Here is a 25,642-nt window from a genome sequence, read left to right on the forward strand (position 1 = left end):
CAATTGATTACTTACAGTACCTACTTTATCACCCATTACGAATGCTAATAAGAAACAGAATCCATGATTCCATAGAACAAAAGTCACATATGTCGAAAAATCACGAAAAATGTTTATGTTCGGTTTCTGAAGCTTGCAGGTGTCCCGCCAGTGAAACGTTTAAAAATCTTAATGAAATAATTATCATTCGCAAATCCTACACGTTCACCTATTTCACTAATCGTTCGATCCGTTTCGCGCAGCAATCTTTGGGCATGTTCAATTCGAATCTGATGCAAATATTGAATGATGCTTAATCCCAGCTTCTTCTTAAATAGACCGCTAACATATTTATCATCCATGCAAACCAACTTGGCTAATATGTCTAAGGTAATCTCTTCCGCATAGTGTTCATGCAAATAGGAGATGATTTTGTTGATCTCCGGATGATCCGATATAGGAATGCGCGAAGCGCTCAAGTGTTTGAAATGCGCTTCTAGACGAGCCAAGAACGCCGATTTAAGACGAAGATGGTCGGGAGCGAGTAATGCTGCTTCTTCCTCCATGACGAGCTGAGATATTCTCGCGCACAATTGGACAATTCTCGCGGCTGCTTGCTTCACTTGCTGCTGCGGAGCATTGTGAACTTCGAATTCCCCCCATAGATCACTCACAGCTCCAACAACGGCATCCCATCTTAGCTGTTCCAAGTTGTGCCAGATTTCATGCTCCAACCCCCACGTATCAGCAGTTTCACTCAGAGGAGAGCCAACAGAATTGCATAGTCTCGCACTGAATGTGGGATTGTACCACTCCGCATTCAATGCTACAAGGACGCTCTGCCATGCTTCCATAAGCTGTGCAGATGGGTTTAATTCTGTATAGATCAGGCTATAGGGTAAGGGATGCTCCATAGACATGCTGAACTGTGAAGAGGCTGGTAGCCACATGAATAGGTAGCTAACACCTTCGATGGTCAGCGAATGCCAAACAGCTTCGGACGCCACATCATTTTCCATCAAGTTAAGTGCCAAGAAGTCATCCAATGTGTATGCTGAACGTCCGTGTTGTACCGCGACGATGCTCAAATCACGTCCATGAACACCAGGAACCGCCACCTCGCTTCCCTTAACTTCCGAAGATTCTGATCCCCCTATCAATACTTTCCAAAGCCTGCGATACACCGCTTCAGCTTCTCGGATTTCGGTATTTCTACGCTCGATAAGCTCTCTTTCTACCTTGCTCATCGTCTCTGCTAATGTCGCTTGATCCATGTAGAGCTTGAGCATATAACTCGTAGCTCCGAACTCCAGCGCTTGCTGAACGTTCTCGAAATCACTCATAACCGTCAACATGACGAATCGACTTGAGAAGCCTTCCCTCCGCGCTTGTTTCAACAAGTCCACACCATTCATCAGCGGCATCACAATATCTGTAATGACAACGTCAGGTTGGCATTCCCGGATTTTATCCATCGCCTCCAAGCCATTACCTGCTTCTCCAATGATAATGAAGCCCATTTCCTTCCAAGGCATCGTTTCTTTCACTTTTCTTCGAACGAAAACCTCATCCTCAACGAGTAGTACGGTCCACATGGTGATCATTTCCTTTCTGATAGGGTGTGGACATCAGGAGCGGAAGCTGGATACGAACCATACAACCGTGTGATACCGGAATGAATTCAAGACTCGCTTCTTTTTTGAACAAGAGAGCTAATCGCTCTCTCAAATTTTGTAAGGCGATGCCGTTATGATCCTCTTTGGACAAACCTTCGCTATATTCAAGACCGACGCCATTATCGACCACCTCAAGGATAAGTTGAGCATCTTTCGTATAAACATGGATCGAGATGTGCCCTTTCTCTTGTATTTGTGAAATTCCGTGATAAATCGCATTTTCAACGATCGGTTGAAGGCTAAGTTTCGGAACTAGTGCGTATTTCAAGTCATCGGTATACACATAGTCAACTTGAAATTGCTGATCATATCGGAATTGTTGGATATAGACATATCCTCGTACAAGCTCTAGCTCTTGTTCCAAGTGGATGAGATCTACATCGAGCTTCAATCCCGCTTCTGTCAATCTGCCAAGCGATACACAAATCTTCGGAATAGCGTTGTCCCCTCGTTCTAATGCCAACCAGCGAATCGTGTTCAAGGTATTCAACAAGAAATGGGGGTTCATCTGCGAAAGCAGCATTTGGAATCGACTGGCTTCCTTCTGCCGTTCCTCAACTTTTAAGCGCTGTACAAGGCCGTTCATATCCACAATCATTTGATTAAATGCTTGTACAATTGGCTGGATGTCACCGCCGTATTTTTGATCAGGAAGCCGTACTTTCAGCTCTTTACGAACGACATCGAGCATTTTAGCTTGAATAAGCCGAAGTGGACGCGTGACCGCGGATGCGATGAGAAACGTGATAATCATGAAGGCGATTGTGAAAAAAATAAGTGTGCCCATATAAGCGTTCTGTATAGATCGAAGCTCTGCAAAGAGAACATTGGATGGCACAGTTTTGATTAAATACGCATGGAAAGATGGAACAACCGTATAGTTAATAAACGTACTCCCTTGTATGAAAAAGCCATTACTGGAACCGTCTGAAAGCAAACGATCGATGATCGGTGCCTCCAAAGGCATAGGCGACTTATCTACGCCAGAATGTACGATCTCGTTTCCTTTTTGATCAATCAAATAATACTGATCGGATGTTGGACTTCCGTTAGTAGCTGATTTAAACCAGCTTTCGTAGTCCACCGCTATGTGGATAATCGCTCGAATGGTGCTATCTGCGTCCCTTATAGGCGTAGAAATAGCAACAAGCTGCGGGCTTTTATTAACATCAAACAGCACTTCATTGCTTTCCAACTGCCATTGGTACGGTGCTGAGGCAGATAGCGCGCTTTTAAACCAAGGTTTTGCCTGTATCGCTTCATAATTTAAGCGCTGCGCTGGCGGGAAAGAGGTATACACATTACCGAGTAAATCAACAATTGTGTAGAAAACAGGTGGGCTGGAGATGAACAGACTATTCGTTACCGAGCGAAAACGTTCTTCAATTTTGCGTTGATTCATAATTTGATCGACAACTTCCGGCTGCTTTAGAACCGCAATAACGGATGAATCCTGCTCGAACATCGTAATAGTCTTGAAAGTTGTAGCAAGCAGACTTTCAAGCGATTCATTCATTTTGTTCATTTGTACAAGGCTTTGTTCACTCGTTTTCCGTTGTAAATTGAGCTTCACTTTTTGAAAATTATAAATATCCAAGACGGAGAATGGCAGAAGAATAAGTACGATGAAAGCCAGAAAAAGACGATATTTTAAGGTTAGAGATGAAAACCAGTTTAATATTGGCAAGTGAATATCCCTCGTTTCAGCGGTTCAGTGTAAATATTTTCTTAGTCTATCATAATGGGATAAGGAAAGAGAACAAACCGGAGGAAGCCGTGAGATACACGCCCTCTTGGTTCCTACGGTTCCCTGCATCATTAATTTCTATCAGTTAATATTCAAGCCGTTCAGACATCACTTCTTGCCCTCTCATTCTAAGAACTTCCTATCAGCCGTACAAGGAACAAAATCCGTTATTTCATAGAACAATTTATTGTTTTTTTTGCGAATGGATCGATTCGAGTCATTTCGTCCATATAACAAACAAAAGCTGCCCTCAAATAGATAACTCTACTTGTCGGACAGCTTTATTAGATACTCGGTTACACAAATTATTCAATTTCACGCTCATATAAATTTGCACTCCAGCCGCGGCCATCGTATCTACCTCGATGAATGAAACCCAGGCTGCGATAATAATCATTCAGTGTTGGGTTATCTGCCATGCAATCTAGACGCAGCCAAGCTTTACCCTTGTTCTTTATGTAATCTGCTGCCCAAGCTAGTAACCTACTACCGAATCTTTCTCCCTTATATTTTCGCGTGACGACTAATCGGTGTACATAACCTGCATCATCATGAAATAAATCTCCCCAAATTTCTTCATATTCCCAGTGTATGGAAAAACAGCCAACAAGCTCTCCATTCAGTTTTGCTATAAATACGTCATTTTCATAAATAAATGACTCCAAATAAGCCCTCGTAAATGAATCTTCACGCCACTGTGTAAAACCCTTTGAAGATTGAATCCATTCGGCCGCTTCTATATATAATTTCTGCATGGCTTCCAAATCTGTTATCCGAGCTTTTCTTATCAGCAATAACTCACAATTTTTATCTAAATTGTCCATTCGCGGTTCCACTATCTCATCTTTCTGCCAATGATACTCCATCTTTGCAGTTGTTGCGAGAGCTCTTTCTTCGCCAAACAGCCTAGCAACGACATATAGCGCAGCATCGAATCCTGCGGTAACCCCTGCGGACATCACGATCTTGCCATTGTCAACATATCGAACGTCCTCAACGATCAAAGCGCTTTGTGGCGCAATCTCGCGTAATAAATCAAACGCATTCCGATTAGTCGTAATCTGCAATCCATCCAGTAAATTGGCTTTTGCTAAAAAGAGAGCACCTGTGCAAACAGATAAAACGATTTCCGCACTAGCAGCAGTTTGGCTAATCCATGATGTAGTCGTTGCGTTGTTCATTTCAGTGCGCGAACCTACACCACCAGGTACAATCAAAATGTCCGGCACCGGACAATCATCTAAGCTGTATTTGGGCTGAATCGTAAGGCCGCTGACTGTATTCACAGGTCTTTGCTTTTCCCCCACCGTGTAGACATTGAAATCTTTCCCCCAATTACTCGACACGGCGAATACATCGAACGGACCTGCAATATCTAACAGATCTACCTTTTCATACATGAGGACTGCCACATTCCTAACTCGTTCCATTACAATCTCCTCCTCAAAATAAAAAAAGCATTTGATCCATTGATCAAATACTTTGCCCAGGCGAACGGCTGTTATGGAATACGTGCTCCCCCGTAGTGATCTACGTTTCGCCAGTTACACATACCAAATATTACCTTCATTATATTCGGGAGAATCACTGGAAATCAAGTGGAAATTCTTTATTTACACTTCTTTACGTTTAGATTAATTGCTTAAATAAATAAACGGCAGTCCCCCACATGATTAGCGCCGAAACTTTATTGAGATACGTCATAAATCTGTTAGATTTATCTAATTTCCCAACCTGTCTCCCCATGACGGCAAGAGCAAAGAACCAAATCCATGACACAAGTATACAAGCAATTGCAAATACCCATTTTTCTTTCCCAACATAGTGGATAGAACTTGTTCCAATGACTCCGATCGTATCCAAAATGGCATGAGGATTTAAGAGTGAAACCGATGCAGCAAACGCTATTTGCTTCTTAGGAGATAGTGCTTTCTCTTCCGTTGACGTAGTGGCAGGTTTACTTTTCCACGTAACAATCCCCATATACATAAGAAACAGTATGCCTAGTAAAAAAAGCACGAACTTAATAGCAGGTATAGTAACGATAACGACGGATATGCCTAAAATAGCCAAAGTAATAAGTGCCGTGTCACATAATGATGCTATCAGAACGACAGGTAATGCCCTTACTAGACGTGGCTGTGTGACCCCTTGATTAAAAACAAATACATTTTGAACACCTAGCGGCAAGATGAGACCTGCTGATAAAAGAATTCCTTGAAGAATGGCAGTTAGCATGATGTATTTCTCCTATCTACAAATCGTAAACCTAAATAAATAAAAAACGTTGATGAGTTTATGTTCCATGCTATTCGCAACGATTCACATGCTCGCTAAGCACCTCATCAATCGCGCGTCGCGAGATGGCGGCAAGCCCAGGGTTCTTGTCTATGTAATAAGCATAAGCAATCAATCCGAAAGAAAGCGCCCAGCCGCGGCCTCTCACCCACGTTGCTTCATCGACCGATAGTAAGGTGCGGAAATCCTCTCGACTCTCGGCTGTAAGGAATGTCCATGCAACCATGAGGTCACAGGCAGGATCACCTATGCCTAACGTACCAAAGTCAATCACAGCGCTTAGCCTTCCCTTATCAATAAGAAGATTCCCCGGATGTAAATCTCCATGAATCCAAACGCCTTGTCCTTGCCATGCGGGAGCATGAAGTGCCAAATCCCATGCAGCCTCTGCTATTTCCGTATCGATGATAGGATTCAAGGTTGCGATTGCATCTCGAACTGCCGAATCTCGCATAGCCAGAGGTTCACCCCTGCCAGAATTGTGAGAACCTGGAGCAGGGCCACCTGTAGGATCGATTGACTGCATGGCGTAGATGAATTGTGCAAGAGCTGTTGCCGCTTGGTAATAGCTGGCTAGTTGCCCAACTGTCGCATTCTCGCCATCCAGCCAACGATACACAGACCAGAACCATGGATAGTCTTCCGTAGGAACGCCCTGTGCTAGGGGCACTGGGATGGATACCGGTATCTTCTGGGCTAGCATCGGCAGCCAACGCTGCTCTTTTTCCACTTGACCAATGGCCCATTCCGCTCGAGGTAACCGAACCGCCATCTCTTCCCCAAGCCGATATATGGCATTGTCTGTTCCAGCCGAATCCACAGGCCGTAGACTCAGCTCTGCCCATTGTGGAAATTGGGAAGTGATCAGATGCTGCACGAGTTGTAAGTCAATAATTATCTCTTTCGATTGGCTCATTTGCACACTTCCTTAGGCATCATTCAAGATTGAATTAATTGTCTCTACAACTAACTATCCAAGACGACTTTTGTCACAAATTTCTCATTACCAAAATCATATCCTGCAAACCAAATTTTCACCTGCTTGCCAACTGTTATTTCGGAGAATTGTGCTGGGACGCTTTCTTTTCTTAGTTGCGCAAACGGAAGAAGTCTATGTTTCACACCATCGATTTCAATGATACGCTCCACATTAACCCCTTCGCCAGTTGTAACTAATCCTGTGACCTTACCGCTTGCATCACCGGCGCCATTGCCTAGTGCGATGATTTCGAGGCGAAGTCCCGTTGTTTGCCAGGGTAACTCGTCAGCATCAAGCCTTCTGCCCACACTCTAACGGTAGATCCAATCTGAACCTCAATCGGTTGCAGCTTCTTCCCTTCATACTCAATTCTTGCATCGTCAGACATGCTATACCACGCAGCATCAGGCATTTTCTTATCTTGACCAATGAATTTATCGGATGATACGACTAGAAAACTTCTCTTTTCATTAATTGCAGTAATTTTACCAGTCATTCCAGATTGCTCATCAATCGTATAGACGGATATATTCAGTGGAAACTCGGCACCGATCGCCTCATAGATGGATTGTCTAAGCTTTGTCTTCTCAGTCTCCGAGAGTGTTTGGGCATGTTCGCCTACACGGCGCACCTCCAGAAAGGCTTCTTGATCATTGCTATAGGAGGATTGAGGCTTAACTTGGTGTCTTTCAAAAAGCGTCTCTAATGTAACTAACTGATTTGCATATTTTTGTAAATCTTCTTTTGATACAGACTTCGTCTTTTTAGGTGTCTCCTGGAGCTGAGCAGCTCCTTCGTAATGATCTACTACCTTTCGATCACCGCAACCCACAATCAGGACACAAATAAATAACGTACATGGAACCATCGGAAACCAATATCGCTTTGTCCACATGAAAAAAACCCCTTCTTTCACGTGATAATAGTCAATTCCAGTCGTATGTATTAGACGATCTTTCCCGTAGAAATGTTTCTATTTCAAACACTTCTTTGGTAAAATGATCATGACTAGCCATCACATCGGTAAAATCGATAAGGAGTGTTTCTATGGCATACGAAGCAAAAACGAAAGAAACGGATAGCAGTGTCCTTGAGTTTATTGAAAATGTGGAAAGTATTAAAAAGCGTGAAGACGCTTATCAATTATTAGATATTTTTACAGAAGTGACTGGTTATGAAGCTAAAATGTGGGGTCCTAGCATTATTGGTTTTGGCACTTATCATTACAAATATGCGTCCGGTCATGAAGGCGATGCCCCTTTAGTTGGTTTCTCACCGCGAAAAGCCAAAATCAGCTTGTATTTTGCAACAGGAGATACCGATCGAGAGGAATTATTAAAGGAACTCGGCAAACATGAGGCTGCAAAAGCCTGTGTATATATCAATAAAGTTGCAGATATTAACGTTGATATTTTAAAAGCATTAATAAGCCAATCGGTCTCATTCCTGCAGGAACGCTACCCGAGTCATACCTAAATCAAGAAAGGGGCCGCCTCCGTGTAGATCCATCTACGCGGAGGCGGCCCCTACTTGCATATTAAAGTCTGTGGCCCGCTGCCTTTTCGGAGGCTTTATTTCGCTTGAATATAACCTTCTGCTTTCAGCAACTCAGCGATTAGAACCGCACCACCCGCTGCGCCGCGCAATGTGTTATGCGACAATCCAACGAATTTATAATCAAACATGGAATCTTCGCGCAAACGTCCAACGGAAACACCCATACCGCGCTCAATCTCGCGATCCAGCTTCGTTTGTGGTCTATTCTCTTCTTCAAAGTAAGTAATGAACTGTTTCGGAGCACTCGGCAGATTTAACTCTTGCGGACGTCCTTTGTAGTTCAACCAGCGAGCAAGAATTTCTTCTTTCGAAGGTTTATTTTCGAAAGATGCAAACACCGTTGCCAAATGTCCGTCTGTTACTGGAACGCGGATACATTGCGTCGTAATTAGCGGAGAACTCGCTTTAATGATTTCATTATTTACGATATTGCCCCAGATACGCAGCGGCTCCTGCTCGCTTTTCTCTTCTTCCCCACCGATGTAAGGAATAACGTTATCCAACATCTCAGGCCAATCTGTGAAGTTTTTACCCGCGCCTGAGATCGCTTGATACGTTGAAGCAACGATGTTCGTTGGTTTAAAATCTAACAAAGCGTTTAGGGCTGGCACGTAGCTTTGGATGGAGCAATTAGGTTTTACTGCGATAAACCCAGTCGAGGTTCCAAGACGTTTTCTTTGCGCAGCAATAATTTCAATATGACCTGGATTAACTTCTGGGATAACCATCGGAATATCTGGAGTCCAGCGGTGAGCTGAATTATTAGAAATAACAGGCGTGCCTGTTTTGGCGTAGGCTTCCTCTAACGCTTTAATTTCATCCTTTTTCATATCAACGGCACAAAAAATAAAATCAACCCCAGTGGCAACTTCCTCCACTTTCGATGCATCTTGCACGATAATCTGTTTCACATTTTCTGGGATTGGTGTAGCCAGTTTCCATCTGCTTTGAACAGATTCTTCATATGTTTTACCTGCAGAACTGCTGCTTGCAGCAATCGCAGTCACTTCAAACCAGGGATGTTGATCCAGCAATTCAACGAATCTCTGGCCAACCATGCCAGTTCCTCCGACAATACCTACTTTTAATTTTCTCGACATTCTATATTCAAATCCTTTCACATTCGTATGATGTAGTAAAAAGCATCTCAATAGTAAATTCAAACTACTTGTATCTGTGTGCTTAATATTATAACATGTGCGCAAAGTTTCTTGCGCAATAGCAAAAAAATCCCACCCCCAAGACTATTGCCAGTCTTAGGGACGAGATTAATATCCTCGTGGTACCACCCAGTTTCACCAATATGTCGCCATATCAGCCTCTTCAAGTACGACAGGCCAAAGCCTTGCGTATACTTTAGCTCTATAACAGGAGCTCCTGTCACACCATCCCCCGCTATGGGTTCCGATGTGCTGCTCTGAGGCTTTGTTCAATAAAGTTCTCTTTACTCCTTTTCAGCGGACGGAGCTCTCTGTGAAAGATTTCATTTATTTACTCTTCTCTTCAACGCATTTGTTATTGCGATAATAGTATCAAATAACGAGAGGTACGTAAACAATAAATTTTGGAAAATGCATTATTTTTCTTGAATTGCACCATTAGGATTCGTGATCCATTTAGGCCCTACCCATGTATCAACCAAAAAACTCTCAGCAAATTTGCTGCGGAAAAGCCCAATGACATGAACCTTTTGCGGAGAAAGTACGAACGAAAGCGTACTGTCAGGGTGAGGCGAATCTTGAAGCGAAGTTGACTGTTGTAGAAGCAGATTCGTTTCTACTCGTTCTAAGTTCCCCACCTGTTGCAGTTCCAACTGAATCCATTGTGGTCCAAGCCAAGTTTCAACCTGAAACCACTTCGTATCTGTCACATTGCCATAGGTGAGCCAATCCTCTTGAACGGCAACGATTCGAACATCCTGCGGTGAGATCATCCCATTCAACCCCATAGTTGCATCCTTGGAGCTGTACATAGGCGTATTCTCAAATAAAGTAACGACGCTTGGAAATCCAGGTTGAGATGGCGGTTTCATCTTGGACGCTTCCTGCTCGTATTTATTCATAACTTTGGCCATAATCGAAATGGCTTCCGCGTTCGTCAGGTTGTCTTTCGGCCGAAAATGGGTTTTCGTTGCGCTGTCTAACAAGCCGTCCCGATAGGCAGTTCGAACAAGTCCTTGATGCATTTCCCTAATGTCTTTGAAATCTAAGAAATCTTTACTCGCATCCAATTGCTTGTTATCCGCACTGCCTGGTACGATGCTAAACGACAGCAATTTAATTAATCCACCAACAGCCGTCTCGCGGTTCACATGTTGTGCATACATCGGAGCCAGATCATACACATAGCCTTTGAGCAGCTCGTTTTCCTTGCCCTTAGGCAGCTGTACACCCATCTTAATCATCGTTACCCAGTTTCCAATATCGATCGGCTCATCGTATCGCTCCGGGTTCAATACATAGAAGTAGAAGGAGTTCCACTCTTCTCTCGTGACCGGTCCTTCCATAGAACTGCCATCTTTAAACGGCACAATCCCTTGCTTGTAAGGCTTTAGCTCAGGCTCAATCCAATGAGCACTTGCCGCGTAAGTCAATAATGGAACCATCACTATCATGATTACGGACAGAATTATTACTTTTTTGATGAGTGGACCTACACCAGATTTACTCAAATGTCATCACTCCAAATCATTAAATTCTAATGAATTAGACGAAGAACACTGCAAAAAGTTTCCATTTCACCATCACTTAAGGAATATCAGTCGCCACGCAAAAATAAAACCCGCCTTTCAGCGGATAATTATCGAACTATATATCTTTATTCAACATCATTTCGAGGACGAGCTTGTCCATGTCAGAAGTTGCTTCATTCCCAATCCGACAGAAATTGTCGATCGTTTTCTCGGTATCATTTTCGATAAAGCCATTCGTCGAGGAAATCGTCATTCCTTTGGAGGCAAGCAACGCAGATTGCACTGCTGCGCTCGTACAAGTTGCTACTTTCATCGCACAGCCGCCTTTGGCACCATCACACATCATCCCCGTTACATTACCGAGCATGTTTTGAATCGCGGCTTTAATCTCGTTCTTCCCACCGCCGAGTAGATAGGTTATCCCGCAGCTAGCACCAGTCCCAGATACAGTGACGCCACATAACGCGGACAATCGACCAAATTTGGACTTGATGTGAATAGTGATCAAGTGACTGAGTGTGACGGCACGAATGAGCTTTTCTTCCGTAACACCAAGCTTCTCAGCTGCCGCGATAACAGGGTTCGTTGCTGCAATACCTTGGTTTCCACTTCCCGAATTTGCCATAACAGGCATGCTGGAACCCGCCATACGAGCATCCGATCCAGCTGCGGCAAGCGCCATGGCATGAGAGATTAAGTCATCGGACAAAATGCCCTTTTGCACATTTTCTTTAATCGTTTTGCCAACTTCGAGACCATAGGCATGCGTTAATCCATCTAAACCAGCTTTACGGTTCAACTCAATACTTTGTTTGACCATTTGGAGCTCGGCAAGATCAACCGTATTCACGAAATCTACAATACCATCAATCGTAAGCTCGCCACGCTCCTCTTTGGAGCTCTTGAAGCTCGCGTTGGCACAGCCTCCAGATTCGATGACCTTCCCATCAACCTCAACTAATGTGATATTCGTGTGGTTGTCCGTGATGACAACCTTTGCATAACTTTGCTCTGTGGTAACGACGACCTCAATATATAACTTTCTGGTCGTATCTGCTAGATGAACCATCGAACTACCGCGTTCAACCATGTCCTGAGCTGCTGCAACATCATCTGGTTGAATATCAGCAAGCACTTCTAATTGCTTCTCGGCATTGCCTGCAATTGCACCTAAAGCAGCTACGAAATCGATCCCGGTCAGATTCGTACCTGGAATCCCGACGGCTAATGCATTCTTGATGATGCCTGCGCTAGCATGAACAGTTACCTTCTCGATTGGACCTTTCACATAGCTTCGTGCCTTCGCGGCAGCCAGGGCAATTGCAACCGGCTCTGTGCAGCCAAGCGCGACGACAAGTTCGGTTTTCAATATGTGAATGAATGTATTCGTATGCAAAGATGTCCCCCCCTTACTACCCAAGTTATCCATGACCCTCGAATGATAATTTAGAATATACTATAGCTTGTCAGCTAAGTTCAACTACTACTAAGGGTAATTAACCTTCCGCCACATCGGCTCCCAATTCACTTGCAACCTCTAACATCTTAGGAATGACGGCTTCATTCGTGCCTGAAACATAAATATCCCCCTGATAATGCCGAAAAGGAATCTGGATTTCGCCATAGCTCCACATGAAGAAATCCCCATCGATGGACATGCTTGTGGCTCCAGTCACTTTAAATACGGATGTGTAAGTGAAATCCGGTTGTGTAGAAAAGTATTGCTTACACTCTTCCAATGAAATGGATGGTGCGTCTTGATCATGTTGTTGAAAAGCTCTCGTAATGCGATAGCGTTGACTCATTGTATGACCTCCGTGATTGTGTAATTTCATCATAAAAATATAACAGTCTTAATATGCCTTGAAGCGAAGCTTACGACATTATTAAGAATGCATACTTCTTTAAAATCTCGGGCTATGGATTCTAAACTATCTAACACGGCCGCATCTCTTATGGAAAGCTCTCTCGAGTACTGGTCGATCATTTCTTGGACCCACTTCATTTCTGTCTCTTTCGGCACAGCAAATGATTTATATTCATCATGAGCTCCTGCTCGATGCATCTGCAAAGTGCTGCCTCGATAAAAGGTAAATAATTCTTTAGCACTGACTTGCTCTGCTTCCATACGTGAACCGCCTCGACATTCTATTGCAAATTATGTGATTTCTCACATCATAGTACCATATTCCAGATAAGATCAGCCATTCGCTTCCTAGTGAATGTAAATAGGCTGTCCTCTAGAAGCTTGCTTTTCTTGTAGGACAGCCTATTCTCGTATTTCATCACCTTAGGTTATGTTACCTTCCTTAGAAAAGGCCATGTGGTGAGATTCAATCATACGTAATAAACTAGCTTTGAATTTCATGGACAGCTTGAAAACAAAATACCCGAGTATACCACCAAACCCATTAAGAATGAGATCATCCACATCAAAGCTCCCCATTGAAAGAACAACTTGCAAACCTTCCAAACATAGACTTAACCCCACAGAACGTAAGAACACACCGTACAGTGACTTCTTCTTTTGCCGCGACATCATGACTAGAAACACACCATATGGCATGAATATCGCGATATTCCCTAACAAATTTACGAGATCATGTGAGGATAAGCTTTGAATATTATTCGTTATCGAAACGAGAGGCTTGAAGTTCGCAAATTCTAACCGATTTTGGATATGCACAGGATTCTCTATATTCCGCTGAAGCTGATGCCACAGAAAAGGTAAGTCAATGGAACTGAATTTAAATAGAATGATCTTGAACAGAACATACATATAAAAGGCGAATAACGCCGACAACAGCATCTCATTCCATACTTTCATTTGTTTCAAACCGTAAACTCACTCTCCTCAAATTCTTATTTGCGCTTCATGGAAACACAGTTACGATGATGCCATCCATATTGTTACCCGATAGGTGATAGGAACGATTGTTAGGCACTTGGATGGTACTATTCTGGGTGATTGGATAATATGAAATCTCGTAGATCTTCCCTTTTACCTTCGTTGTAATGTTCTTTTGTTGTTTCAAATACGCCAAATATTCTTCCAACGACAAGTTCATCTGCTGCATAATTACACTGTGTGGTAAACCAACATAGCGAAAATGCCAGGGTTCATATTGGATGCCAGTGATAGCCGTTTTGTCTTTGGGATACCGTAAAATAAACCCATATTCCGCGGCATTTCGGATCAACCATTCTCCCTCAGTCGCCTGATTCATATCCGCTTGTGTAGAACCAATATCAAGGGCTAAACCTAAATTATGTTCACTATGTCCCGCTGGCAAAGCAAAATTAGCTCCCATATCTTTGTACAACTGACTTTGTTCTTTATTATCTCGGTAGCCACTGTTAATCAGGAAGTGACGAACCCCGTCTTTTTCAGCAGCGCTGATCATTGTCGTAAAAGCTTGAACAACGCTTTGTGATAATCGGATTGTGTTATCTAAAAGTCCAAATCCTTTAACAAGCTCTTTATGCTGAAAAAGATTAAGAATATCGGTCTGCATGCCTATTTGATGTACCGGGTAATCTTGATTAATTAATACGAGATCTCCTTGATATATCTGTTCTTTCGTCACTTTGATCGTTGTCAGATCCTTCCCAGGAGAAGTCACTGCATAAGCACTATACTCAACACGTAAATGGTCAGCCCTTTTACCATCTGCTGAATGTTGCTGTATGGCCTCATAACCTAACAGGACGACTATGACAGACCAAAAAACCCACTTCTTCATGACTAGTTTCCCTCCTAAACCTTATCTTGCATTTAGAATAAAGAAAACTGTTTAAATTAGAAGTGGGACAAATATAAAATTTTTCTTAAAATTCAATCAGGAAAGTGGCAATCTGACCTCAAAAAGTGTACGAATCACATTACTTTGGACGGTGATCTCTCCTCCATGCTGCTCCACAATATTTTTGGCGATGAATAAACCCAGTCCTGTACTCCCGCCTTGATGGGTTCGCGCTTGATCGCCTGTATAAAACATTTCAAAGAGATGAGGAAGTTCATCTGGGGATATGCAATTGCCATAGTTGATGACTTGAACAACCACCTCTTCCCCATCTCGATGACCTTTAATATCCACAAATTGACCATCTTTCCCATACCGATTGGCATTCGTCAATAGATTCTCAAATACACGTGCAAGCAGTTCTCCATCCGCCGAGATTTCCAAATGTGGAGAAACATCCAACCTGCTTATCAACTTACTTTTTTCAAAAACGGGGAACAATTCCTCATTGAGTTGAATCAGCAGTTCACTCAAATCAATCTGCTTCTTCTCAATGGTCAACATGCCATATTTCATCCGCGTAATTTCAAATAGCTCATCAATGAGCTTCTCTAAGCGTTGCGATTTATTAAAAGCAATGGTCGTATAATGTATCATTTGTTCCCTCGATAACTGCTCGTCCTGGAGGATGAAATCCAAATATCCAATGACCGAGGTGAGCGGCGTACGTAGATCGTGAGCTAAGTTCAAAACGAGCTGATCCTTACTGTTTTCAGCAAAATCACCACGTTCAACCGCTTGTCGTAGTTTCTCACTGGCCATATTAATATCTTCAGCGATATCTTTGAATTCGTCATTAGCATCAATATGAATGCGACTGTGAAAGTCGCCGCCAGCAAGGCGATGAATTCCCGTCGAAATCTCATTAAAATAGGTGGCATAGCGCTTCGTTAGGAAGAAGAAACACAATATTGAAAGCGGTACAAATACCATCAAGAAAAAGTTTAAGTCCCCAATTGTGTTAACAAAATGACGTAATTTAGCTACAGGATCTTCTCTTCGAACGCCTGAATAATAAAGCTTCAGTACCCGATAAAGTATAAAGGTAAAAGTACCGGACAACAGCATGCTGAGTCCTAATAAACCGATCATTTTGGATCGAAAGCTGCGCAATAGATTAGCCATTGAATGTATAACCCACACCCCATACGGTTTTGATTAATTTATTTTTGTTCACATCTTCACCAAGTTTTTTGCGCAGTGTACGAATATGTACCATGACTGTGTTACCACTTTCATAATAGGCTTCCCCCCATACGTGTCCAAAAATATGCTCCGCACTATACACCTTCTTCGGGTGACTCGCTAAAAGATACAGAATATCAAATTCCTTCGGTGTAAGCTCGATTTTCTCTCCATATAGAAGAACTGATCTTTGATCCGCATCAATGGTCACGCCTCCCACTTCCAATACACGACTGCTCGTTGCCGCCGGTTGGCTCAACTGGATAGATCGCCGCAGCTGTGCATTCACCCGAGCCACCAATTCCATAGGATTGAAAGGTTTGGTCATATAATCGACTGCACCCATAATTAAGCCTGTAATCTTATCCAAATCAGAGGATTTGGCACTCAAAAAAATAATCGGTAATGGATACTTCTCACGAATTTGACGTGTCACTTCATAGCCATCCATCTTGGGCATCATGATATCTAGAATCGCCAGATCAATGGCGTGAGTTTCAATCGCTTGTACGGCTTCTTTCCCGTCGGAAACTTTAATGAGATGGTAGCCCTCTTTTTCTAAATGTAACGCAACTAAATCAGCGATCTCCGCCTCATCATCTGCGATTAATATCGTAGTTCGCTTCATCCTTATCCCGCTCCTCAAAAAACTTGTCCTGCGCTTTGTTTACAATTCATTCCTATTATAACCGATTCAGACTAAAACGGCTCTGCCTGTACGAAGTAAAAAAAGCTGCACGCGGCAGCTTTTTGGGGAAGTTCTTAAACCTAACAGAGACTTACATGATTTGCGGCTATGTTGTTTTTAGTTAGGTGTATAAGATAGACTGGCGCTAAACGAGAGCTGGGTAATATCAGCTGCTGAGGGATTAGACGCTACATTCGTTCTTATACGAATACCAATACGATCTCCAGCAACGACATTTAATGTTCCTAGATTAATATTCGTTGCTGCATAGAAAGTACCGGCAATTACCGTATTACCAGGACCTCCAAAAGTAAGTGAGCTAGTCAGCGGAGTTGTCAAGTATTGTGAAGCAAGATGACTAACCCCATTATTAGGAAATGAAGGTGCTCTGAAAACTGTGAAATCATATACAAGTGGTGTCACATTTATAGAAGCCACTGAAGCAACCAATAAATCTGCGCTTATTTGTAAATTTCGAATAATTCCATTAAATGGAATTGGGAATGCAAAACCACCTGCTTCTGGCGGCATCGTTGATTCTCCAGCACCATTAATAACTTCAACCGTGCGATTACCAAAACCCATTAAAATTGGAGCAGCTGATACAACTGTAGCGCCACTGAGGATGATACCTGTTGAAAATGGAATTAATCCTCCAGCACCAGCCGCACCTGCGGGGCCTGTGGCTCCCGCTGGGCCTGTTGCGCCTGTTGGTCCCGGCGGACCACCCGCTGGGCCTGTTGCCCCTGTTGGTCCCGGTGGACCACCCGCTGGGCCTGTTGCTCCGGTTGCTCCTACACCTGTAGCTCCTGTTGCTCCTGTTGCTCCTGTTGCTCCTGTTGCACCCGCTGTTCCCTCTGTTCCGGTTGCTCCGGTTGCACCTGCTACTCCCGTAGCTCCGGTTGGCCCTGTTGGCCCTGTTGCACCCGCTGTTCCGGTTTCTCCGGTTGCCCCTGCTGCACCTGCTGGCCCTGTTGGGCCTGTTGGTCCCGGCGGACCACCCGCTGGCCCTGTAACTCCTGTTGCACCCGCTGGGCCGGTAGCTCCCGTAGCTCCTGTACCTGTAGCTCCTGTAGCTCCCGCTGGGCCTGATGCCCCCGTAGCTCCCGCAGCTCCTGTAGCTCCTGTAACTCCTGCTGGGCCTGCTGGGCCTGATGCCCCCGTAGCTCCCGTAGCTCCTGTAGCTCCTGTAACTCCCGCTGGGCCTGATGCCCCCGTAGCTCCCGCAGCTCCTGTAGCTCCTGTAGCTCCCGTTGGGCCTGATGCCCCCGTAGCTCCCGCAGCTCCTGTAGCTCCTGCACCTGTAGCTCCTGTAGCTCCTGTTGCACCCACTGTTCCCGTTGGTCCTGTTGGTCCCGTTGATCCTTTGGGTCCTTCTGGTCCTTGTTGACCTCGTGGTCCTGCTGGTCCCTCTGGCCCTTTGTGTCCTCGAGGCCCTTCTGGCCCTTCTTTCCCTTTGTGACCTCTCGGTCCTTCTGGTCCTGTTGCCCCGGTTGTTCCTGCTGGTCCTATTGATCCCGTAGGCCCTGCTGCCCCTGATGTCCCAGTAGCTCCTTGGGGTCCTTGAGGCCCACGTGGCCCTTCTGGCCCTGGAGGTCCTGGGGGGCAATTACTTTTCCCCATACTAATCTCATCTCCTTATTTTCAAACGTATATCATCATATTAAAAGCCTAAATAGATAGACACAGTAAATGCCTACCAAATTTGTGAAATGGAAAATAAAGCTAATCTTTCTATAAATATCAGTACATTTATGTGTTTGTCCCATACCAAAGTGACTTCGCTAGCATTATTTAATTATGATGGTTCGAACTAGGGAGTGATAAGATTGGACAAGCGCCCGTTAATAGGTATTATGGTTACTAACCGAAATAGAAGAAAAAGAATTTTGGATCTCTGCCAAGGATATCAAAATCAAAACCTGAGACTTTATGCTTTCACTCCAGCAGATATACGGTGGAATAAGCGACGTATTATTGGACTTAGCCGTAAAAATGGCAAATGGACACAACGTATGTTCCCTTTCCCTCTTGTCGTCTATAACCGTTGTTATAACAAAGACTCAATGACCATTCAACTCCTAGAGAAAGTAATAGGTCAGAATAAGTGTTTCAATACAATCAATCAATTCAATAAATGGGACCTCTATAATCAGCTACATCAATCGAGTCTATCGCAATATGTACCCGACACATTTCAATATAATGAAGTGAACATAACAGAACTATTAGACAAAAATAATCTACTCTTTATAAAACCAATTTATGGATCTAAAGGGGCATCAGTCTATCGAATCGATCGTACAAGTAATGATGATATTCATATTTCCTTACACAGTCTAGCTCCAAGAGTTATTTGCAGGAAAAATGAAAGCATTCAGGAAAAGTTAGATGTTCTCCTCGGACAAAAGAACTACTTGGTCCAACAAGGGATTCAAATGAGTCAACTCGATCGTCAATATTTTGACATCCGTGTCCTTGTTCAAAAGGGGAATGTTGGTCAGTGGATGGTATACAACATCACTTGTAGAGTGGCATACGAGCGTTTCTTTAACACAAGTATGTGTGAACACGTTTATGATGCACCAGAAATTCTCAAGCGAATACTATCGCCTGAAAAAGCAACTGAAATCCTACAGTCTCTGAACGAAGTAAGTGTAATGGCCGCTCAAGAAGCAGAAACTCTTATGGGATCATTGGGAGAACTGAGTGTGGATTTTGTTTTGGACAAACAAAGTAAATTATGGATCATTGAACTTAATGGAAAGCCCCAAAAAAATATATACGAAGATCTTAAGGGTTTTAAACATAAGGATCTGTATCGTAGACCTATGCAATATGTTTATTATCTTTCTCAAAAATGAAAAGACCGAACTCATCGCTGCGAGATCGATGAGTTCGGTCTTTTCATTTTACGCATATTCCGATACTAACGGACTTACCTGTACCGCACATACTTTAAAACCAGGCATTTTGCAGGTTGGATCGAGTGCATCATTCGTCAATTTATTGACGTTCTGCGTATCTCCCCAATGCATAGGCACAAACACGGTGTCCTCGCGAATAGCGTCACTAAAGCGACTACGCACATAAATTTCACCGCGTTTGGACGTCAACTTCACAAGTGTAGCATCTTCGATATGGTGCTTTTTCGCAGTTCTAGGATGGATCTCCATGAAGGATTCCACATCTCTCGCGGCTAACGATGGACTTTTGCGGGTTTGCACACCTGTAAGATAATGCACGAGTACTCGGCCAGTAGTCAAATACAGCGGGAAATCCTCGCTAGTCTGTTCCTTGGGCAGATGATTCTCCACAGTAGTGAGAAGCGCTCTCCCTGCTGGAAGTGGAAATGAGGATTCGAATAAGCGTTTTGCACCAGGATGCGCTTCTTCTGGACAAGGCCAATAGACGCCTTCTTCTTTCCGCAATCGATCATAGGTAATGCCATAGTAGTCTGCTGTTCCACCGCGACTTGCTAGTCGGAGCTCGTTAAAGACATCTTCCACATGACCAAATTGAAAGAATTGACCTCTCCCAAGCACCTCTGCTAGCTCACAAAGAACCTGCCAATCATGCTTAGCTTCACCAGGTGCAGAACGACCAGATTCTCTTAGCAGCACGCGTCCTTCAAGGTTAGTTAACGTCCCTGCATTCTCTAAATAGGCCGTTACCGGTAAAATTAAATCAGCTAACTGTGCTGTTTCGGAGATCAGGAAGTCTGCAACGACAAGGAAGCCGAGCTTCTTCAACCCTTCTTCAACGAAGTTAGCGTTCGGGTTCGAGACGAGCGGATTAGAGCCCATCACGAATAACGCCCGAATCTCCTGCTCATGGACCTTCTCCATCATTTCGTAGGCAGAGACACCTTTACCTGGCAGTTCGCTCGGATCAATGCCCCAAACATCCGCTACATAAGCGCGATCTTCGGGATTTTCAATAAGGCGATAGCCTGGAAGCTGATCTGCTTTTTGACCATGCTCCCTTCCGCCCTGCCCATTCCCTTGACCTGTGACAGCGCCATAGCCACAGCCAGGTTTGCCGATTTTACCAGTAAGAAGTACGAGATTCAGGAAGTTTCGAACCGCCATATGTCCATCCGTTTGCTGCTCCACGCCTCTTGCTGTAAATACCATGCCAGTCTGCGATTTGCCGTAACTCAATGCGGCCTTACGAATCAACTGAGTTGGCACTCCGGTTAAGTTGGCGATCTCTTCCATATCAAGCGAATCGAGATGCGCCTTCAATTCCGTAAAGCCTGTTGTCCGATTTGCTACGAACTCTTCATCCACGCAACCGTCCTCAAGCAGAATCTTGAGCATTCCATTGGCCAAAGTCGCATCCATGCCAGGCTTCACACGTAAATGAATATCGGCGATCCGTGTTGTACCGGTTTCACGCGGATCAATGGCTATGATGATAGCACCTTTCTCTTTCGCTCTTGTAAAATAAGGCATCAACGTCGGTTGACACTCCGCTATGTTCGTTCCCGCCAGTATGATACACTCGGCTAATTCAATGTCCGATAATTGGTTCGTTAACCCTCGGTCAATCCCAAATACTTTAACACCAGCTGATGCCGCGGCCGACATACAGAATCTGCCGTTATAATCAATGTACTTCGTTTGCAGCGCAACACGTGCGAATTTTCCTAATAAATAAGCAGATTCATTCGTTAGCGAACCACCGCCATATAACCCTACCGTGTGGTTGCCATACGCTTCGCGGAGGTTGGTAAATTTGCTTGCGATGAGCTCATAGGCATCTCCCCATGTAACTCGCTCGAACCGACCATTCCGCTTCACCATAGGATGCAGCAGTCGTTCTCCTGTAAGCACATGCTGGTAGGCGTTCATTCCTTTGATACAAAGACGACCTTCTGATGCCTGATTTGGCTTAGGCACAACAGAATAAACAGACTTTCCATCAGAGGCGCTGCGATCTTCGATGACTTGCATTTTGCACTGTACACTGCAAAATGGGCATTGCGTATCGATCACATGTAAAGTATCAGATACGACTTGTTCTTGCTGGGCAAATAGACTCATATGCTCACCTGGCCAATGCAGCTGTCGGCTGCGAATTTACTTGCTGTTGCTCCATCATCTTGCTCTCTATCTGCCATCTACTGATTAGCTCCATACGTATTGTGAGATTGAATAAATATTCACGTAGTTGCGTAATGCCTTTACGTTCAACCCATTGTCCCGTCGTTTCACCGAAATTCGCTTCTTCACGGTACAATTGGAAAAATGCGGTAGCTAGATCTAGCACTGTCTCCTCGGTAGGTTCCATACAGAACAACTCAGCTTGACGAAGCTTCGTACCAGCGCTGCCTCCAACATAGATTTCCCAGCCACCTGGGACACCTACAAGTCCTAAGTCCTTAGAAAGCGTACCCGCTCGGTGCAAGGGACTCGCGGAAACCGCAACACTAACTTGTGTCGGCATTTGCAATCCTTCCAAGCGATGTTCAAGTTGGATGCCCATTTGTATAGAGTCTTGAAGTGCACTTCGATCGTAATCTTTTCCTGAGCATGTTGCAACAGAAGTGATGGTTCTACCGTAAGATGGGGTCGTCGATGCCTGGTGGCCAATCTCAGCACCGATGGTGCCTACTTGCTCCTCAGCAATACCGAGAAGATCCAGATGAGCACCACCCGTTAACTTCACTAACGGTACGCGATATTTATCGATCACATCGGCAAGAAGCCTTAATTGTTCGGCGTTCGTGACGCCGCCATACATACGCGGCGTGATGGCGAACGTGCCATCAGCGAGAAGGCTCGCTGATGAATCCAACGGCAACGATTCAGGACTAACCTTATCGGCAGCAGCACCGCGTGATTGGCCGAGATAGTACTGTACAGCCGGACGGCATATTAAGCATCCGTCCGCCTTGCTCCAACCCAGCGCCTGCATAGCATCATGCGCGGTCTCGAAGCTTGCGCTGCGCACAGCAACGCGCAGCTCGTCATGGCTGTGCGATGTGCACCCGCACACCGTTTCCTTCGGCGCAGCTGGTGCGTCCTGGCTCTGCAGCGCCAACTGCAGCATCGCTGATACGAGCGGCTTGCAGCCACCGCAGGTGCTCGATGCGCGCGTGCATGCGCGAATATCCTCGACAGTCGCGCATCCGTTGTCACGTACCGCATCGAAGATGCCGCCCTTTGTTACGCCGTTGCAAGAGCACACGGTCGCCGTTAGCGCCAGTGAAGACGCATAGGCTTCATCTGCTCCTCCTCCGACTGCCGATGCTTCCTCCAACACGGACACATCCGCTTGTTGCTTGATATAGCCGAGCAGTTTATTGCCCTCACTGCTGTCCCCGAAAAGGACAGCTCCAACGATTTTGTTATCACGTACAGCAATCTTTTTATACGTGTTTTTGATGCCATCAATCACTTTCAGTGACGTTGAAATTTCGGAATCACGAATTTCTCCTGCCGAGAATACTTCTACGCCAGATACCTTTAATTGGGAATACAGAATTGACCCTTGATAGCCTTCGGTCTCTACGTCGCATATCTTCTTAGCTAACACTTTGCCTTGCTCATATAAAGGAGCAACCAGACCATAAACCATATTGCGATGTTCCGCACACTCTCCGACCGCATACACCCCTGGCACATTCGTTTCCATATAATCATTGACCATAATGGCGCGATTCGTCTCTATGCCACTATCTGCTGCAAGCTTAATATTGGGGCGTACACCGACTGCAATGACGATCAAATCTGCGTCCACTTTGCTTCCGTCTTTAAATAGAAGACCCTCTACTCGCTTCTTGCCAAGAATTTTCTCAGTCTGCTTCTCGAGTAGAAACTTCATCCCTTGCTTCTCCAACTCTTTGCGCAGCATCCCTGCTGAAGTCGGACTCAGCTGGCGCTCCATCAAATGGTTGAATATATGAACGACATGGACATCCATCCCCAGATTAAGTAGGCCGCGGGCTGCTTCAAGGCCGAGTAGACCGCCGCCGATAACAACAGCTTTCTTATATTTTTTGGATGTTTCTATCATTTTGTTGCAATCATTAATATCACGAAATGCCGTCACACCTGGTTTATCCGCACCAGGCAATGGAAGCATGAATGGCAGCGAACCCGTGGCAAGAATCAATTGATCATAATCAACTGTCCGCCCTTTTTCGCTCACGACTCTTCGTTTGGAGGTATCAATACTTATCACGGGATCCCCAGCGTAAAGCGTAATCCCTTTATCTTGATACCACTGCCAATCATTAATGGTTATATCATTCACCGTTGTACTTCCCTGAAGCACTTTCGATAGCATAATGCGATTATAATTGGGATGCGGCTCACTGCCGAAAATCGTGATTTCGAATCGATCTGGCGCAATTGCTAGAATTTCTTCCACACAGCGAACGCCAGCCATTCCGTTTCCTATCAAGACAAGTTTTTGTTTCCCCATAGCTTAATGACCTCCACATTCCCATGCTGAAGTACTACTGTTCCTATCCGTAGATAACCCGCTCTATGATGCCAATGTACGTTGTTTGTTCAACACCATGCGTCTCGTTGCAAGATTCATCCAAAGACAAGCACACGCGAATACCATAAGCAAAACAAATCCTAACGTATAAGCACCTGACAAATCTTTCACAATCCCTAATACAATTGGTGGGAAAAATCCGCCTAAACCGCCTGCTGCACCAACTATTCCTGTAACAGCTCCTGTATTTCCCGAAGAAACTTCGGGAACCATTTTGAACACTGCGCCATTTCCAATACCAAGCAAGGTAGCTGCAACCAGACAACAGACACTAAAAGAAGTGAACTGATGCAAAGACGCTGATAATGCAATCGAAGTTATTATCATACCTGTGAACACCACCGCAAGTACACTTCGTGATCCAATTCGATCTGCCATATAGCCGCCTAAAGGACGAATGAGTGTTGCAATGACTACAAATCCTGCCGTTTTCAATCCTGCATCTGTGGCTGTTAAATGAAATAGATCCTTGAGAAATGTTGGCAAGTAGGCACCAAATGCGACGAATCCACCGAATGTTAGAAAATAAAAAAATGATAAATACCAGGTTGATTGATCTTTTAGGACTACCATCGATTGTTTGAATGTCTTCTTTTGAGGGGGAGAAGGTAGATCCTTCGTTCCGATCCAGAAGATCGCCGTCACCAGCACAATCATGATTGCTAGACTCCAGAACACCCATTGGAAACCGTATTGGTTAAAAACGAAAGGCAATGAAAAGCTCGCAGCCGCACCGCCTAAATTACCAAGTCCAGCTAATCCAAGTACGAATCCTTGTCGTTCAGGTGGAAACCATCTGGATACATACGTAAGTGAAATGGCAAAGGTCGTCCCCGCCATCCCTATAAAAAGTGCGCAAAGCAGCAACATCCAGTAGGAGTGAACAAATCCCGCAAGCAAGAGTGGAATCGTAAGAAAAAGCATCGTAATAGCAAATACACGTTTACCACCGAAACGATCTGTATAAATACCCATCGGAATTCGCAGAATGGAACCGAGCAGTACTGGCGTTGCGATTAACAGACTTTTTTGTATCGTGCTTAATTGAAATAAATCTTGAATTTGTCCAGCAATAGGTGAAAAAACGCCCCAGATCACAAAGGATGCCATCATGGCTAATGTGGATAATCCTAAAGCAACTGCTGATCCATTATGTCGCATGATTCAATACTCCCCTTTGCTAAGATGCCAAGATACTTTCTTCTGAAATATGCAAATACATCTCTCCGCTGGCATCTTCGATCTCAACCTCGAATTTGGTCACACAGCCATCATCCGGTGCCTGAACAAGTCCGTTATGCAGATCAATCTTCCAATCATGCAGGGGACAAAATACATGATGATCACAAACAATACCCTCGGAAAGCTTACCCGCTTTATGCGGGCAGCGATTTTCAATAGCTTTGATGACTCCGTCTGAAAGCTTAAACACAGCAATTTCTAAGTCGCCGATACGTACTACACGTGATCTTTTTACTGCAATTTCTGAAATATGGCCAATGTGTACCCTTTTCATATGCATC

Annotated in this window: 23 protein-coding genes, 1 riboswitch and 1 other annotated feature; of the genes, 2 read left to right on the forward strand and 21 right to left on the reverse strand. The window is 44.4% G+C overall.

Going from position 1 to position 25,642, the window contains the following annotated elements; all coding sequences use genetic code 11:
- Nucleotides 1-113 precede the first annotated feature (113 nt).
- The 7 genes from ACSQ8P_RS19320 to ACSQ8P_RS19350 form a co-directional block, all read right to left on the reverse strand.
- Entirely contained in the window at nucleotides 114-1,574 is a 1,461-nt protein-coding gene (locus ACSQ8P_RS19320; RefSeq protein WP_436236661.1) for a helix-turn-helix domain-containing protein, read from the reverse strand.
- Nucleotides 1,552-3,342 (reverse strand): cache domain-containing sensor histidine kinase, encoded by a 1,791-nt coding sequence (locus ACSQ8P_RS19325; RefSeq protein WP_436236662.1) that lies wholly within the window; start codon nucleotides 3,340-3,342, stop codon nucleotides 1,552-1,554. The genes ACSQ8P_RS19320 and ACSQ8P_RS19325 overlap by 23 nt, the downstream gene beginning before the upstream one ends.
- A gap of 365 nt (nucleotides 3,343-3,707) precedes the next feature.
- Nucleotides 3,708-4,832 (reverse strand): GNAT family N-acetyltransferase, encoded by a 1,125-nt coding sequence (locus tag ACSQ8P_RS19330; protein WP_436236663.1) that lies wholly within the window; start codon nucleotides 4,830-4,832, stop codon nucleotides 3,708-3,710.
- Between the two features lie 47 nt (nucleotides 4,833-4,879).
- Nucleotides 4,880-4,960: riboswitch (ZMP/ZTP riboswitch) on the reverse strand.
- A gap of 71 nt (nucleotides 4,961-5,031) precedes the next feature.
- On the reverse strand, nucleotides 5,032-5,640 hold the full coding sequence (locus ACSQ8P_RS19335) for a LysE/ArgO family amino acid transporter (protein WP_436236664.1): 609 nt from the start codon (nucleotides 5,638-5,640) through the stop codon (nucleotides 5,032-5,034).
- A gap of 70 nt (nucleotides 5,641-5,710) precedes the next feature.
- Complete coding sequence (locus ACSQ8P_RS19340; protein WP_436236665.1) at nucleotides 5,711-6,616, reverse strand: aminoglycoside phosphotransferase family protein; 906 nt, start codon at nucleotides 6,614-6,616, stop codon at nucleotides 5,711-5,713.
- A gap of 50 nt (nucleotides 6,617-6,666) precedes the next feature.
- A complete protein-coding gene (locus ACSQ8P_RS19345) occupies nucleotides 6,667-6,987 on the reverse strand; it encodes a hypothetical protein (protein ID WP_436236666.1) in 321 nt (106 codons plus the stop codon).
- A complete protein-coding gene (locus ACSQ8P_RS19350) occupies nucleotides 6,915-7,574 on the reverse strand; it encodes a hypothetical protein (RefSeq protein ID WP_436236667.1) in 660 nt (219 codons plus the stop codon). Before ACSQ8P_RS19350 ends, ACSQ8P_RS19345 begins: the two co-directional genes overlap by 73 nt.
- Before the next feature lie 152 nt (nucleotides 7,575-7,726).
- Between ACSQ8P_RS19350 and ACSQ8P_RS19355 the strand changes: the two genes are divergently transcribed.
- Complete coding sequence (locus ACSQ8P_RS19355; RefSeq protein WP_436236668.1) at nucleotides 7,727-8,155, forward strand: DUF1801 domain-containing protein; 429 nt, start codon at nucleotides 7,727-7,729, stop codon at nucleotides 8,153-8,155.
- Nucleotides 8,156-8,250: 95 nt separating this feature from the next.
- Here the strand turns inward: ACSQ8P_RS19355 and asd are convergent, their stop codons facing one another.
- The 10 genes from asd to ACSQ8P_RS19405 form a co-directional block, all read right to left on the reverse strand.
- Nucleotides 8,251-9,336, reverse strand: a complete 1,086-nt coding sequence (asd, locus tag ACSQ8P_RS19360) for an aspartate-semialdehyde dehydrogenase (RefSeq protein ID WP_436236669.1) — start codon at nucleotides 9,334-9,336, stop codon at nucleotides 8,251-8,253.
- 155 nt (nucleotides 9,337-9,491) lie between these two features.
- Nucleotides 9,492-9,752: a binding site (T-box leader), on the reverse strand.
- Nucleotides 9,753-9,812: 60 nt separating this feature from the next.
- Complete coding sequence (locus ACSQ8P_RS19365) at nucleotides 9,813-10,907, reverse strand: hypothetical protein (protein WP_436236670.1); 1,095 nt, start codon at nucleotides 10,905-10,907, stop codon at nucleotides 9,813-9,815.
- Between the two features lie 136 nt (nucleotides 10,908-11,043).
- Nucleotides 11,044-12,324 (reverse strand): serine dehydratase subunit alpha family protein, encoded by a 1,281-nt coding sequence (locus ACSQ8P_RS19370; protein ID WP_436236671.1) that lies wholly within the window; start codon nucleotides 12,322-12,324, stop codon nucleotides 11,044-11,046.
- Between the two features lie 100 nt (nucleotides 12,325-12,424).
- Nucleotides 12,425-12,733 (reverse strand): hypothetical protein, encoded by a 309-nt coding sequence (locus ACSQ8P_RS19375; RefSeq protein ID WP_436236672.1) that lies wholly within the window; start codon nucleotides 12,731-12,733, stop codon nucleotides 12,425-12,427.
- Between the two features lie 29 nt (nucleotides 12,734-12,762).
- A complete protein-coding gene (locus ACSQ8P_RS19380) occupies nucleotides 12,763-13,056 on the reverse strand; it encodes a hypothetical protein (protein WP_436236673.1) in 294 nt (97 codons plus the stop codon).
- Between the two features lie 162 nt (nucleotides 13,057-13,218).
- Nucleotides 13,219-13,755 carry a VanZ family protein gene (locus ACSQ8P_RS19385; protein WP_436239560.1) on the reverse strand — a complete coding sequence of 179 codons (537 nt, stop codon included), beginning with the start codon at nucleotides 13,753-13,755 and terminating at the stop codon, nucleotides 13,219-13,221.
- 46 nt (nucleotides 13,756-13,801) lie between these two features.
- Nucleotides 13,802-14,671, reverse strand: coding sequence for a M15 family metallopeptidase (locus ACSQ8P_RS19390; RefSeq protein ID WP_436236674.1), 870 nt, complete (start codon nucleotides 14,669-14,671; stop codon nucleotides 13,802-13,804).
- A gap of 96 nt (nucleotides 14,672-14,767) precedes the next feature.
- Entirely contained in the window at nucleotides 14,768-15,856 is a 1,089-nt protein-coding gene (locus ACSQ8P_RS19395) for an ATP-binding protein (RefSeq protein WP_436236675.1), read from the reverse strand.
- Nucleotides 15,849-16,544: a response regulator transcription factor gene (locus ACSQ8P_RS19400; RefSeq protein WP_436236676.1), complete on the reverse strand. Its 696-nt coding sequence runs from the start codon at nucleotides 16,542-16,544 to the stop codon at nucleotides 15,849-15,851. Before ACSQ8P_RS19400 ends, ACSQ8P_RS19395 begins: the two co-directional genes overlap by 8 nt.
- Before the next feature lie 177 nt (nucleotides 16,545-16,721).
- Nucleotides 16,722-18,227 (reverse strand): hypothetical protein, encoded by a 1,506-nt coding sequence (locus tag ACSQ8P_RS19405; RefSeq protein ID WP_436236677.1) that lies wholly within the window; start codon nucleotides 18,225-18,227, stop codon nucleotides 16,722-16,724.
- Between the two features lie 206 nt (nucleotides 18,228-18,433).
- Here ACSQ8P_RS19405 and ACSQ8P_RS19410 point away from each other — a divergent pair, with 206 nt between their 5' ends.
- Nucleotides 18,434-19,468: a YheC/YheD family protein gene (locus ACSQ8P_RS19410; RefSeq protein ID WP_436236678.1), complete on the forward strand. Its 1,035-nt coding sequence runs from the start codon at nucleotides 18,434-18,436 to the stop codon at nucleotides 19,466-19,468.
- A 48-nt stretch (nucleotides 19,469-19,516) separates the two neighbouring features.
- On the opposite strand, the gene nasC is transcribed toward ACSQ8P_RS19410, so the two are convergent.
- The 4 genes from nasC to nirD all read right to left on the reverse strand — a co-directional run bounded on the left by nasC (nucleotide 19,517) and on the right by nirD (nucleotide 25,635).
- Nucleotides 19,517-21,652 carry an assimilatory nitrate reductase catalytic subunit NasC gene (nasC, locus tag ACSQ8P_RS19415; RefSeq protein ID WP_436236679.1) on the reverse strand — a complete coding sequence of 712 codons (2,136 nt, stop codon included), beginning with the start codon at nucleotides 21,650-21,652 and terminating at the stop codon, nucleotides 19,517-19,519.
- Between the two features lie 4 nt (nucleotides 21,653-21,656).
- The gene (nirB, locus tag ACSQ8P_RS19420; protein ID WP_436236680.1) at nucleotides 21,657-24,038 is read right to left on the reverse strand and encodes a nitrite reductase large subunit NirB; all 2,382 of its coding nucleotides are present in this window, start codon (nucleotides 24,036-24,038) and stop codon (nucleotides 21,657-21,659) included.
- A 63-nt stretch (nucleotides 24,039-24,101) separates the two neighbouring features.
- The gene (locus ACSQ8P_RS19425; protein ID WP_436236681.1) at nucleotides 24,102-25,280 is read right to left on the reverse strand and encodes an MFS transporter; all 1,179 of its coding nucleotides are present in this window, start codon (nucleotides 25,278-25,280) and stop codon (nucleotides 24,102-24,104) included.
- A 19-nt stretch (nucleotides 25,281-25,299) separates the two neighbouring features.
- Nucleotides 25,300-25,635, reverse strand: coding sequence for a nitrite reductase small subunit NirD (gene nirD, locus ACSQ8P_RS19430; protein WP_436236682.1), 336 nt, complete (start codon nucleotides 25,633-25,635; stop codon nucleotides 25,300-25,302).
- Between the last annotated feature and the right edge of the window lie 7 nt (nucleotides 25,636-25,642).

This window comes from Paenibacillus sp. LjRoot153, from assembly GCF_964253085.1.
GTDB lineage: Bacteria > Bacillota > Bacilli > Paenibacillales > NBRC-103111 > Paenibacillus_E.